This window comes from Herbaspirillum sp. B65, assembly GCF_000333555.1.
GTDB lineage: Bacteria > Pseudomonadota > Gammaproteobacteria > Burkholderiales > Burkholderiaceae_D > Herbaspirillum > Herbaspirillum rubrisubalbicans.
Genome location: NZ_BADI01000307.1, coordinates 1 through 12,819, shown reverse-complemented (window position 1 = coordinate 12,819; position 12,819 = coordinate 1). Strand labels below are relative to the sequence as shown.

Sequence of the window (12,819 nt, the reverse complement as noted above, 5' to 3'; positions counted from 1 at the left end):
CCGAGGATGAAAGCGCCCACGTGGTATTGGTGATGGTCTGCGTGGCGGCAGTGGCCAGCCTGCTGGCGATCCTGCTGGAGCTGGGCGGCAGCAGCCATCATGATGAGCGCGGCCGTCTGCTGCGCTATGCCTTCACGGCCTCTACCGTGTTCGGCTCCTGGGCTCTGATCGGCACCATTTTCACGCTGCATTACGCGCGCCTGTTCTATGCCGACGATGATGATGCGGCGGCCCTGCCGTTGCGTTTTCCCGACGGCATCCGCAACCCGGACTACTGGGATTTCCTCTACTTCGCCTTCACCATCAGCGTGGCCGTGCAGACCTCCGACGTGGCCGTGGCTTCGCGGGCGCTGCGCAAGTCGGTGCTGGCGCACTCGCTGATCTGCTTCGTCTTCAACGCCGCCATCATCGGCCTGTCCATCAATATCGCCGCCGGCCTGGCCGGCAACTGAAGCAGCCGCGCGCGCCAGATGTGGGCGCTGCGGAACCGAAATGACAACATCCTGTCCTAGGGCCTGTTGTTGCCCTCCTGGTGTCGCGTCAGCGGCCGGCGCCAGGCGCTCAGCGCAAACCGGAAGCCGACGGTATCATGTGCGGCTTTCCCGGCAGTCATATCCAGGGGAGGGGGCAGAGCACGACAGACCCCCGCAGCTCGACCAACGATTCCAACAACGGAGCGCACCGTGCGGGTTTATTCCAGCCAAGCTGAAGAACGTATTGCCATCCTGAAACGCCAGGACAAGGGCGCCTTTTCCGGCCTGCCCCTGCCACCGGGGCCGCTGATCGGCTTTGCCGTGGCCATCCTGGCGGTGTTGCTCATTGCCCTGTTTACCTATGAAGCCTCAGTCAGCCGAGGTGAGGCGGCCAGTGCGGTGTCCCACACCATGAAGGTGCGCGAGCAGTTGCAGGCCGTGGTATCGACCCTGAAGGATGCCGAGACCAGCCAGCGCGGCTTCCTGCTGACCGGCACCGAATCCTACCTGAGCCCTTACAACCAGGCCCGCGCGGCCCTGCCGGGCGAGATCGCCAAGCTGCGCGAACTGCTCGCCGACAATCCCGATCAGTTGCAGCGGCTTGCGCAGGTAGAACGCGTGGTGGGTGACAAGCTGGACGAGCTGGGCGAGACCATCAGCCGCCGCCGCAATGGCGACACGGTGGGCGCGCTGGCGGTGGTGCAATCGGATCGCGGCAAGATGTTCATGGACCGCGTGCGGGTGCTGACCCGCGACATGGAAGAACAGGAGCGCGACCTGCTGGCATCGCGTCAGTCCGACTGGCGTGGGGCAGTGGCCTTTTCCAGCGCCGTGGCCTGGGGTGGATCGATCCTGCTGCTGGTGTTGATTGCGACGGCGGCCGTGACCACCTCGCGCGACTATCGCGCCCGTGAAAAACAGGCCTGGATCCGCGCCGGCCAGATGGGCTTGGCCGAGCGTCTGCAGGGCGAGCAGCGTCTTTCCACCCTGGGCGAAAATACCCTGGACTTCCTCACCGGCTACCTCAATGCCCAGGTCGGTGCCATCTACCTGCGCAATGAGCGCGGCGAGTTCCAGCGCTTTGCCGGCTATGCGCTGGAGCAGGTCGATGAGCCATCCCATGCTGCGCAAGCGTTGCACCTGCGCGATGGTCAGGGCTTGCTGGGACAGGCGGCCAAGCTCAACCGTCCGATGCATGTCAAGGAGGTGCCGGCGCACTACCTCGACATTTCTTCGGCGCTCGGCCAGCACGCCCCACGCGAACTGCTGATCGTGCCGGCCGCCACCGATGGTACGGTGCAGGCGGTGTTCGAGCTGGGCTTTCTGCGCCAGGTGCGCGCCGAGGAAGAGGAATTGCTGGCACGCCTGGCAGACCAGATCGCCATTGCCGTGCGTTCCTCCAAGGACCGCACCCGCCTGGAAGAACTGCTGGAAGAAACCCAGCGCCAGTCCGAGGAATTGCAGGCCCAGCAGGAAGAGCTGCGGGTCAACAATGAAGAGCTGGAAGAGCAGGGTCAGGCCCTGAAGGCTTCGCAACTGCGCCTGGAAACCCAGCAGGCCGAGTTGGAAGAAACCAATGCGCAACTGGAAGAACAGACCCAGTTGCTGGAGCTGCAGAAGGAAGACCTGGCCAAGACCCAGGTGGTGCTGGTGGAAAAGGCCACGGAACTGGAGCGGGCCAACCAGTACAAGAGTGAATTCCTGGCCAACATGAGCCATGAATTGCGTACACCGCTGAACTCCACCCTGATCCTGGCCAAACTGCTGGCCGACAACAAGCAGGGCAATCTGTCCGACGAACAGGTACGCTTCGCCCAGACCATCTCTTCGGCCGGCAACGACCTGCTGGCCCTGATCAATGACATCCTGGACCTGTCCAAGATGGAGGCCGGCAAGCTCGATATCGTCAGCGAATCCTTCGTGGTGAGCAAGCTGGCCGAGGAACTCAAGGCCAGCTTCGTCGTGATGGCCCAGCAGAAGAGCCTGGGCTTCAAGGTCGAGGTCGAGCCGGGCGTACCGTTGCGCATGGAAACGGACATGCAGCGCCTGGGCCAGATCCTCAAGAATCTGCTTTCCAACGCCATCAAGTTCACCGAAAAGGGCGAGGTCAGCCTGCGCATCTCGCTGGATGCGGGCGGGCGCATCGTCTTTGCCGTGCGCGACACCGGCATCGGTATCGGCGCCGAGCAGCACCAGTTCATCTTCGAAGCCTTCCGCCAGGCCGATGGCAGCACTCACCGCAAGTACGGCGGCACCGGCCTGGGCCTGTCGATCTCGCGCGACCTGGCGCACCTGCTGGGGGGCGATATCGAGGTGCAAAGCCGCCTCGGCGAAGGCAGCATCTTCACGCTCTCGCTGCCCCAGGTCTATCGCCCCGAGCAGGCCGTCATGCGCACCGCGTTGCCGGTCCCGGCGGCTGCTGCGGCGACCTTGCAGGCGGCGCAGGTGGCCACCGCACCGGACGTGCGCATCCCCGGTCCGCAAGTGGTGCCGACGCCCCAGAAACGCCTGCAGGACATCGCCATCGACGACGACCGCGATCGTATCGAAGCGGCTTCGCGCCTGATCCTGGTGATCGAGGACGATGCTGCCTTTGCCATGATCCTGCGCGACTTGGCCCATGAGATGGGCTTCCAGTGCGTGGTCACCCATTCGGCCAACGAGGGTGTGGCGGCCGCCGAGATGTATCGCCCCAGCGCCATCCTGATGGATATGAACCTGCCCGATTTCTCGGGCCTGGGCGTGCTGGACCAGATCAAGCGCAATCCGCGTACGCGCCACATCCCGGTGCACGTGGTGTCGGTGGCCGATTATTCGCAGGAGGCGCTGGAGCGTGGCGCCATCGGCTACGCCTTGAAACCGGTGCAGCGCGAAGAACTGGTGGGTGCCATCCGCAAGCTGGAAGCCAAGTTCCTGCAAGGTCTGCGGCACGTGCTGGTGGTCGAGGACGATGCGCGCCAGCTCGACAGCATCCGCCAGTTGCTGGCTGGTGAAAACATCAACCTGGTCGGTGTGCGCACCGCCGCCGATGCCCTGGCGCGCCTGCGCGAGACCACCTTCGACTGTATGGTGATGGACCTGAACCTGCCCGATCTGTCCGGCTACCAGTTGCTGGAAAAGATGGCCGAGCAGGAACACGTGGCGTTCCCGCCGGTGATCGTCTATACCGGTCGTTCGCTGTCGGCCGAGGAAGAGCAGAACCTGCGCCGCTTCTCGCGCTCCATCATCATCAAGGATGCGCGCTCACCCGAACGCCTGCTCGATGAAGTCACGCTGTTCCTGCACCAGATCGAGACCACGCTGCCGCCCGAGAGCCAGCGTCTGCTCAAGGTGGCACGCGACCGCGAAACGGTCTTCGAAGGCCGCCGCATCCTGGTGGTGGAAGACGATGTGCGCAACATCTTTGCGCTTTCTTCGGTGCTGGAACCCAAGGGCATGAAGGTCGACATCGCCCGCAATGGGCGCGAGGCGCTGCAAGCGCTGCAACGCAGTCAGGCGCAGCCGGGCGCGCCCATCGACCTGGTGCTGATGGATATCATGATGCCGGAAATGGATGGCCTGACCGCCATGCGCGAGATTCGCAAGCAAGCCATCTGGAAGCGGCTGCCCATCATCGCCTTGACCGCCAAGGCCATGAAGGACGACCAGGAAAAATGCCTGGCCGCCGGGGCGAACGATTACATCGCCAAGCCCCTGGATGTGGAAAAACTGTTGTCGCTGGTACGCGTATGGATGCCCAAATAAACCAGGCCCTGGCCAACCGGCATTTCGATATCGAAATGCAGTTGCTGCTGGACGCCATCTACCTCAAGTACCACTGCGATTTCCGCGGCTATGCCGGGGCGTCCTTGAAGCGCCGCCTGGCCACCGCGATGATCCGCTTCGATTGCGAGACCCTGTCGCAACTGCAGGACAGGGTCTTGCATGATGCGACGGTGTTTCCGGCATTGATGGATTACCTCACCGTGCAGGTCAGCGAGATGTTCCGCGACCCCAGTTATTTCCTGGCCTTGCGCGAGAAGGTGGTGCCGCTACTGCGCACCTATCCATCGCTCAAGATCTGGGTGGCCGGCTGCAGCAGTGGCGAGGAAGTCTATTCGCTGGCGATCCTGCTGCGCGAGGAAGGCTTGCTCGAGCGCAGCATCATCTATGCCACCGACATCAACCAGGCCGCGCTCAAGAAAGCCGAAGCCGGGGTCTACGAGCTGGACCGTATCGCCGGCTTCACCAGCAATCACCAGAAAGCTGGAGCAAGGACTTCGCTTTCGGATTACTATACGGCGGCTTATGGCGCGGTGATGTTTGACAAGTCCTTGCGCAAGAACGTGGTCTTTTCCGACCACAGCCTGGCCACCGACAGCGTCTTTGCCGAGATGCACCTGGTCTCTTGCCGCAATGTGCTGATCTATTTCAACCGCCATCTGCAGGAACGTGCGCTGGGCCTGTTCCGTGAATCGCTGGTGCGCAAGGGCTTCCTGGGCCTGGGTTCCAAGGAGTCGCTGCGGTTTTCTTCGCATGGCCCGGCCTTTGATGAAGTGGTGCGCGAAGATCGCATCTTCCAGAAGAAGGGGGAGTTGTGAATCCCCGGCCGGCCCACAGTGAGCTCAGTGGTTTCAATGACCTCGCTGGCCGCAGCATCGAGGCCATCGTCATCGGCGCCTCGGCCGGGGGCGTGGAAGCGCTCTCGGAAATCCTGCCGGCCTTGCGCCGCGGGGCGGCTGTGGCGACCATGGTGGTGCTGCACATCCCGCGTGAACGGCCCAGCCTGCTGGCATCGATCTTTGCCGATCGCTGTGCCCAACCGGTGGTGGAAGCCCAGGACAAGGAGCCGGCCCAGGCCGGCGTGATCTATTTTGCGCCACCGGATTATCATCTGCTGGTCGATCGCAGCGAAGAAGGGCCCTTGCTGGCCATGTCCAATGAAGAACTGGTCAACTTCTCGCGCCCGGCCATCGACGTGCTGTTCGAATCGGCGGCGGATGTCTATGGCCCGCACCTGCTGGGCATCGTGCTCACCGGTGGCAACCACGATGGCGCAGCCGGCTTGCAGGCCATTGCCCGCGCCGGTGGCGTGACCGTGGTGCAAAGTCCGCAGCAGGCCCAGGTGCCTTACATGCCGGCGCAGGCACTGGCGCTGGGAAACATCGATTATGTGCTCACGCTCCCGCAGATCGCCGATCTGCTGCGCACCCTGGGCGTAACCGGGAATGACCAGGAAAAGGAACGCAGGTGATAGAAAAACATAAAGACCGAGACCTGCCGCGGGTGAAATTCCTGTTGGTCGACGATCTCGACGAAAACTTGTTGGCCCTCTCGGCGCTGCTGCAACGGGACGATGTCGAATTGCTGTTGGCCCGCTCGGGCCTGGAGGCGCTGGAGCTGCTGTTGCAGCATGAAGTGGCGCTGGCCTTCATCGACGTGCAGATGCCGGACATGGATGGCTTCGAGCTGGCCGAACTGATCCGCGGCAGCGAGCGCACCCGCAACGTGCCGCTGATCTTCGTCACCGCCGGTGTGCGCGATGAACGGCGCCTGTTCAAGGGCTATGAAAGCGGGGCCGTGGATTTTCTCTACAAGCCCATTGAGCCGCACATCCTGCGCAACAAGGCCGAGGTGTTCTTCCAGTTATATCGTCAGAAGCAATTGCTGGCGCTGGAATTGCGCGAGCGCACCGAGACCCTGCGCATGAATGAAATGTTCGTGGCCATCCTCGGCCACGACCTGCGCAATCCCTTGAGCGCGGTGGTGATGGCCGCCACCCTGCTGCAGCGGACCTACAAGGAAGAGGTGGCGCAGAAAGCTTCGCAGCAGATCCTCAATGGCGGCAAGCGCATGGCCAAGCTGATCGAGAACATGCTGGATCTGGCCCGCGCCCGCCTGGCCGGTGGCATTCCGCTGGCGCGCGCCAGCGCCTGCCTGGGCGAGATCACGGAACGGGTAGTGCAGGAATACCAGGCCACCTATCCGGGCAGCGTGATCGAGCGCCGCATCGAGGGTGACGATAACGGTTTCTGGGATGGCGACCGCCTGGCCCAGGTCGCGGCCAACCTGCTGGGCAATGCCTTGCAGCATGGCGTGGCCGGCAGCCCGATCTGCATCGGCCTCGATGGCCGCAGCGAACATGAGGTGGTGCTGACCATCGCCAATCGCGGCGTGATCCCGGCCGAATTGCTGCCGGTGATCTTCGATCCTTTCCGCGGTGGCGGGCGTGAAATCGGACGCAAGGAAGGGCTGGGATTGGGCTTGTTCATTGCGCAGCAGATCGTCAAGGCGCATGGGGGGAGCATTACCATGACCTCCGATGACCAGGTGCAGACCATGGTGACGGTGAGGTTGCCGCGGCGGTGATCTGGTGCGTGTGGCGTGCTGGAAAAGGCAGACCTCGGACCAAAGAGGAGAAGGACTAGAAGTCTGCATTCGACCGGAAGCGGATCGGTCACGAAAATTGAATGGCGGCTGTCTGATAAGCCGATTTCTGAACTGCTTGAAAAATTCTGCGTTTTTACACGGCATCGGCCAGAAGCGGACGCTCTAGATGAGATAAGTACCGTATGTTTGAGAAAAAAGACTTTCAGAATATTCTGGGGAAGCTACCAACAAAAATGCACCGACTGGGTTGCTATCGTGGAGTAAGTTTTCACGTATATCCACCGTATGCGTTTAATCCACCAGACGGCGAGCAAACAATACGTATAACAAGAGCTCCAAAAGCAGACAGCGACAACGGGATTGATTTTTGGCTCTGCTCGGAATGGCTTCAAGGCTGGACAGGGCGAGAAGAGTATTTCGCAGGCTACCTATCCGGTTCCGCTTTTGAACCAATAAGTGAGAGAAGTTTTAATGATTTGGTCGCTGACCGATGCGTTGATCTAATCGTGAGACCTGAACTTCCGCTTAAAGCCATTGGGAAATTTTTGGGAGCAGTGCTTTTATACTCGATGAAAACCGATTTCATCGTCTCGCTAGTCGCGGAATATGAAGACGAGTTTATTCATTTTTACTGGGATACTACGGCCTGAATTTACTGCATGAAAAGAGTCGGATCTAGCGTCCAACAACCTCGTCCTTCCCCTTCTGTTTTGCATCGACGGTGTTTCAGAGAAAGGACACCGGCTGGAATTTCTCCTGCAGAAATTTCCCATTCTTGATCAGCGCCTCGGCATCGTCTTTGTTGATCAACTCCGTGAGCTTGGCTAGCTGATTGCCCAGGATGTCCAGTTGATCAAGCAGCAGTTGCTTGCAGGTCTTGCCACCCTCCACCGTATGGACAGCCGCAAACGCCGGTGGTAGCTGCAGGTAATTGCGCACGGTCTGCGGCAGATCTCGTGTCACCGCATTGATGAGCACGATGGAGTGTTGCATGGTCACCTGGCCGGCCTGAATCTTGGGCACCAGGTCTTCGATCGTCTCCCCCATCTTTTTGAGCTTCTGGATGGCCTCTTTCGGTAACCTGGACCCGGCTTGCGTGAGCAACTGGTCAATCGTCTCCCGCATCTGGTTTTCGTGTTCCTGTTGCAGTATCTGCAGATTGAGCTCCCTGTCCTGTGGCGCAGCAAGCCATCCCGCCACGTACATTGCCACGACGATCGCGTACCACCAGTCATTGATGAAGCCAGCAAAGAAGCAGCCCAGGCCGATTAGCGCCAGCACGCAGCCGGCCAGGTTGCGGGTGCTGTACAAGAACAGCAGCACCTGGAGCTTGAACGATGGCTTGTTCATCATTGATACCCGCGGATTTCCTTGAAGATGGCCTTCAGACCCGAGGTGCGGCCATCGAAGAGACGCCCGCCAGTCATTTCAGCGAGTCTCTTCAGGTCGCGGGCGCTGGCTTCACCGAACATGACCGTGAAGACCTTGATGCCTTGATCCTGCGGGGGCAAGGAGCGGTACCAGTCGGCGAATTGGTCGATGCTGATGCCATCGCCATTCTGGCCATCGGTCATCACCACCACCGAGTAGAACCTTGCCGGATCCTTTTGACGGCGCTCAACTGCGCTCTCATATGCCGTTTGGGTGGCGGAATAGATCGCAGTGCCACCATCGGCACGCAATGCGTTGACGCTGCGCTCCAGTCTTTGGAGCGTTTGCTGGTTCATGCTGGCGTTCTCGCCCATGACAAACGACACGCTGGAGATGACACGGTGATTAAACGGCACGAGGGTGATGTGCTCGCGGTTGCGGAACTTGGCAAAGCGGCCGCTGATGGAGGTATCTGCCCCGGCCAGGCCGAGCATGGTGGTTTTCAGGCTGTCGATGCGCTGGCCGGACATGGACCCGCTGGTGTCCAAGACAAAGGTGCTGTCTGTGGGCAGGCGAACGGTATTGTCGAAAGCATAGAGAATGGCATCAACCACGCCAGCTTTGCCGGGAATGACAGCTCGGCGAGCGCCGGTACGGCGTCGCCTGGGCTGATTGCATCAAGATTGACCGGCCGGCGCAGCGTTTGTTTTGCCATCTCCCGCTGGAACTCCACACCGCGGATATAGGCCACCAGCTGTCATAGTCAGCGCGCTTCTGCGGATTGATCAGCATCAGCGGGTAATCTGCTGTCACGATGCCATCCCGTGGATAGATCAGGACCAGCTTTTCGGTCAGCTCAGGATTCCTGTTCATGGACTGCAGGGTGGAGGCATAGTTGATGATGCCGTCGACCTTCCCTTGCTCTTTCATGAAGGCGTCGGCCAGCCAGCCGGAGCTGCCCGCTGTGAGCCGCTGCGCTTTGAAGAAGGCGGCGAGACGCTGGGAATCAATGTCTTTCTCTTCGAGCGCATCCCCTTTACCCGAGAGCGCGCTGGCTAGGCCAAGCAGACCGGAGAAACCGGTGTTTGACGAGGTCGGGTTGGTCATGCCGAAGGTGAACTTGCCTTTCTCGGCGGCGACTGCAATATCTTTCCAAGTCAATTGAGGGTTGTTTTCCCATCCCAGTTCTTTCGCTTTGCTTGCTTTGAGGCCCAGAACCACTGGCGTGAGCATGGTTCGCTCCGAGGCGATGATCTTGGACTTGGCATCTGGCACCAGCATCGCATAGTGATTGTTGGCCAGCCAGGCCAGATCAGTGGCGTCGCCTGCCTGCAAGCGTTCAACCGCCTCCAGCGTGCCGGCGTAATTGAGCTGCAGTTTGATCCCCGTGGCCTTTTCGATCTGCGGCAGCAGGGGTTCGATGTCCTTGAGCTCGGAGCCAGCCATCACGGTGAGCACAGTGCTGTTGCTGGAGCCGAATGCGCTTGTGCTGCTGCTGTCGCAGCCGGCGACCAGCAGCGCCAGAGCGAGCGCCACAACGCTTGCGATATGTTTGAACATGGGCAGCTTCCTCAGAGATTGACAGAACCGTCGATGACGGAAGTGGTGGTGCCGGCTTGGCGGGCTTGCTGGGCCCGGCTGCGTTCGATGTATTGCTCGGACTTGGTCAGCAGGTTCTTCAGCACCAGGTTGTTCTTGCCCATATTCTCAATCGCCGCAGAGCGGAAGTTGTCCATGGCGTCCATCGCCTTGTAGGTGGTATCCAGGGATTGCTGCAGGACCTGAATCCCGATCAGCGGATTGGCGGCGAATTCGCCGGTTTTCTGAACGTGCTGATCCAGTTGCTTGGCTGTGTCGGAGACCAGGTTGCCGATACTTTGGCTGACTCCGGTGAGCATGTTCATGACTTCGATCTGGTTGCCAGTAGCGCGGGCCACCGTTTGCGCCGTCGCCAGGGCAGACATGCCGGTGGTGGCCACCCGATCGCAACCGTTGATCATTTGCCGTGCGTTCTTGAGCAAGATGTCGGTCGACAAGTAGCCGAACACGTTCACTGCCATCTGGGTCTGCATATCCTGCAGGCTCTGACGGGTATAGAACAGGACCTCTTGCTCGATGGCCTTGGCGCGCACAGGGTCGGTCGCTTGCAGGGACGCGGTCTTGGTGGCCAACTGGGCATCGAGCTGCTCGGCGAAGTGAATCGCTTCCTTGAGCTTGAGCATGGCTTGCCACAGGCTGGCGCGTACTTGCTTGATCTCGATCTCGTCACGCGCCATATCATCCTTGGCGGCGTAGATTTGCGTCATGATCGATTTCAACTGCGCCCCGGCGCTCTGGTACTTGCGGAAATAGGCTTGCAATTGGTTTCCGAACGGGATGAGGCCCAGAATCTTGCGGGGCGCCATCAGATCCCCTTGCCGTCCGGGGTTGAGCTCGTCGAGCTGGGTACGCATGGACTGGATGGCCTTGAATGCGGAAGATTCTTCGATGCCGGTGAAATTGCGGTCCATGAAACGACCGCTCATCAGGGCGGCGGCGTTGGAGATCTGTTCCCGACCGAGGCGGAAGGCCGCGTCAAGGTTCTTTTGAAATGATTCGCTCTGGACATCTTCCTTGAGCAGGGTTGCAACGAACGACGCCACCTGGTTTTCCACTTGTGTCTTCACCTGGGGCGCCAACTCAACCGACTCAGTAGCCTGCGTCGCCGGTACCTCTTCCAATACCTCCGGGGGTGTCAGCGTGAATTTCTTTGTCTGCTCTTGGCTTTCCATGCGTTCCTCCGGGGCTTATTGGAATTTTGCTTCGATGGACTTGATCATGCGTTCGAGAATTTCATACGAGGGCGGATCGATGACGTCGGTCAAGATCGTCGGTGCCTCAAGCTTCTTTTGCTTCAGGAACGAAGTGAACAGATCAGGCGTTGATGTGCGGTAGCCATAGTCGGCGGCGAGCTTTTGCAGTTCCGGGTCGGTCGACAACAGCTCGCCTAGCCGCCGGCCATTCTCGTTGAAGGGCACCAAAGTGTGCTTGGTGTACAGCGTCGGCTGGGGATAAAGCAGCACCATGTCCGGATTGGGTTGGGCGCGCTTGGACTGATATTCCAGGAATTGGCTTTCGTAGATGAAGACCAGCGGCGCTTTGCCCATGCCCATGGTCGTGAAGTCTTCGAAGGGACCGGCGGAACTCGACTCCTGCAGGCCCTGGCGGGCAAAGAGCGAGGTCACAAAAGGAAGCACCTTGTGCAACTGCTCGTTGTTGTCTACCACGTTGTTGCCGTTTGTGACATAGGAGGCCAGCGCCAGGTACATTGCGCCCGAGTTCGATTTGCGAACGTCGGTTGAACTGATCAGGATGGCTTTTCCGGTCGGGAACGCCGTGTTCCCGGGCAGGTCCTTCCAACGCATTCCCTTTTCGCTCATGGACAGCAATTTGCTCATGTCGACCACATACCATGCGCCATCCACGCCCTTTTTCACTACGGCAGACCGTTCGAGCACCGGTATGAGCTGGCGCCAGCTGGCGATCGTCATCGGTGTGAAGAATGGCGTGAAGACCTCTTTTGCCTTGATCTTGTTCTGAAGCGTGATCGCCGCTGGCGTGCCGGCCGGGAAGGCAAAGTCGTAGCCAGCCAGGTCGCGTGAAGCAATTTCGCGGGAGCCGACCTTCTCGACCGTCAGCTCAAAGCCATGCTTGGCTAACAGTTTGACAACTGACGGGTCGTTGAAGAATGACTCCTTTTCAGAGCCGATCATGCCTTTCAGGTGGACCATGGCGGCCCGGGCCGCGGCCCGCGTATCTGAATCGACCTGTCGGGTGTGGGATACATAGACGGCGCCGGCGACGCCAGCGAGTACCAGTACAGCGAGAACCGGGCCGAGAATCTTCCTCAAGCTCATCAATGCTCCATCTTGTGTTTAAACGTTTTTGTTGACCGGGATACCGGATGCATGGACATCGTAATGAACGAATGTGACAAATTCGTTAGCTTCTTGCCTGTCAATCCAAATCGTTATGCAAATTGGGTCGAAAACCCCTTGGGATTGCGGTTTTTTTTTGATGTTATTTGAGGAAGTTCTTCCGGATTCATTGAAGGCATCGGTGTAAGGTGAGTATGGCGGGTGCCAGAGGCTGGTACGGACATCGTCTTGGCGAGATTGACTACATGGAGTGTTTTTTCCACGAAGAAGTTCTGGCACCACCAATAGACGATGCAGCGTCGTCAGTGGTCACAGAGCTTAAGTAAAATGGAAATGCTGTACGAAAGTCTAGAATTAAGGTTTTGCTCAATTAGGGATTAATTCGACCAAGGCTGCAATATCCCCATTAGCCGATGGCGGGCCGGCTAAATATTGGATATTGACGTGAATGTACGACTTCGTTCTTTACCAAGCCGCTTGAGCGCGGCAAACCTATGTTCATCGCCCAGTTGGTCCTGTTTCTTGATCACGGTCAGGGTCTGTGGGGTATCGACCAGCGGCTGGCTGTACTTGGCCGAGGAGGCTTTGTCGGCCTTGTAGTCCGATTCCTGGGTGGCGGTCACTTCGACCTTGGGCAGGGTGGCGCTGGTCTGGGCATGGGCTGCTACCACCGGTAGCAACAGGGCGCC

12 protein-coding genes are annotated in these 12,819 nt (G+C 59.6%); 6 read left to right on the top strand and 6 right to left on the bottom strand.

The annotated features are described in order from the left end of the window. The 6 genes from I5W_RS07900 to I5W_RS31130 form a co-directional block, all read left to right on the top strand. A partial coding sequence (locus I5W_RS07900) for a DUF1345 domain-containing protein (RefSeq protein WP_044528817.1) occupies nt 1–452 on the top strand: 452 nt, incomplete at its 5' end. Between the two features lie 231 nt (nt 453–683). After that, complete coding sequence (locus I5W_RS07895) at nt 684–4,217, top strand: response regulator (RefSeq protein WP_050010638.1); 3,534 nt, start codon at nt 684–686, stop codon at nt 4,215–4,217. Next, entirely contained in the window at nt 4,202–5,053 is an 852-nt protein-coding gene (locus tag I5W_RS07890) for a CheR family methyltransferase (protein ID WP_017453917.1), read from the top strand. The genes I5W_RS07895 and I5W_RS07890 overlap by 16 nt, the downstream gene beginning before the upstream one ends. Next, nucleotides 5,050–5,706, top strand: coding sequence for a chemotaxis protein CheB (locus I5W_RS07885; protein ID WP_083893488.1), 657 nt, complete (start codon nt 5,050–5,052; stop codon nt 5,704–5,706). Before I5W_RS07890 ends, I5W_RS07885 begins: the two co-directional genes overlap by 4 nt. Next, entirely contained in the window at nt 5,703–6,821 is a 1,119-nt protein-coding gene (locus I5W_RS07880; RefSeq protein ID WP_017453915.1) for a hybrid sensor histidine kinase/response regulator, read from the top strand. Before I5W_RS07885 ends, I5W_RS07880 begins: the two co-directional genes overlap by 4 nt. A 203-nt stretch (nt 6,822–7,024) precedes the next feature. After that, the gene (locus tag I5W_RS31130; RefSeq protein ID WP_083893487.1) at nt 7,025–7,492 is read left to right on the top strand and encodes a hypothetical protein; all 468 of its coding nucleotides are present in this window, start codon (nt 7,025–7,027) and stop codon (nt 7,490–7,492) included. A 76-nt stretch (nt 7,493–7,568) separates the two neighbouring features. Here I5W_RS31130 and I5W_RS07875 read toward each other — a convergent pair whose 3' ends face one another. The 6 genes from I5W_RS07875 to I5W_RS07850 form a co-directional block, all read right to left on the bottom strand. After that, nucleotides 7,569–8,195, bottom strand: coding sequence for a hypothetical protein (locus tag I5W_RS07875; protein WP_148289056.1), 627 nt, complete (start codon nt 8,193–8,195; stop codon nt 7,569–7,571). Further along, entirely contained in the window at nt 8,192–8,827 is a 636-nt protein-coding gene (locus tag I5W_RS07870; RefSeq protein WP_050010637.1) for a vWA domain-containing protein, read from the bottom strand. Before I5W_RS07870 ends, I5W_RS07875 begins: the two co-directional genes overlap by 4 nt. Beyond that, a complete protein-coding gene (locus I5W_RS07865; RefSeq protein WP_050010636.1) occupies nt 8,820–9,773 on the bottom strand; it encodes a substrate-binding domain-containing protein in 954 nt (317 codons plus the stop codon). The genes I5W_RS07870 and I5W_RS07865 overlap by 8 nt, the downstream gene beginning before the upstream one ends. Before the next feature lie 11 nt (nt 9,774–9,784). Beyond that, nucleotides 9,785–10,984, bottom strand: a complete 1,200-nt coding sequence (locus I5W_RS07860; RefSeq protein WP_252716941.1) for a toxic anion resistance protein — start codon at nt 10,982–10,984, stop codon at nt 9,785–9,787. A 15-nt stretch (nt 10,985–10,999) separates the two neighbouring features. Further along, entirely contained in the window at nt 11,000–12,109 is a 1,110-nt protein-coding gene (locus tag I5W_RS07855) for a hypothetical protein (RefSeq protein ID WP_044528814.1), read from the bottom strand. Between the two features lie 446 nt (nt 12,110–12,555). Beyond that, nucleotides 12,556–12,819 (bottom strand): hypothetical protein (locus I5W_RS07850; RefSeq protein WP_044528813.1); only part of this gene is annotated, 264 nt, incomplete at its 5' end.

Bases quoted from the DNA above. Each gene is read 5' to 3' on its own strand.
- I5W_RS07855 (WP_044528814.1), bottom strand. From the start codon at position 12,109: ATGAGCTTGAGGAAGATTCTCGGCCCGGTTCTCGCTGTACTGGTACTC.
- I5W_RS07890 (WP_017453917.1), top strand. From the start codon at position 4,202: ATGGATGCCCAAATAAACCAGGCCCTGGCCAACCGGCATTTCGATATC.
- I5W_RS07860 (WP_252716941.1), bottom strand. From the start codon at position 10,984: ATGGAAAGCCAAGAGCAGACAAAGAAATTCACGCTGACACCCCCGGAG.
- I5W_RS07865 (WP_050010636.1), bottom strand. From the start codon at position 9,773: ATGTTCAAACATATCGCAAGCGTTGTGGCGCTCGCTCTGGCGCTGCTG.
- I5W_RS07875 (WP_148289056.1), bottom strand. From the start codon at position 8,195: ATGATGAACAAGCCATCGTTCAAGCTCCAGGTGCTGCTGTTCTTGTAC.
- I5W_RS31130 (WP_083893487.1), top strand. From the start codon at position 7,025: ATGTTTGAGAAAAAAGACTTTCAGAATATTCTGGGGAAGCTACCAACA.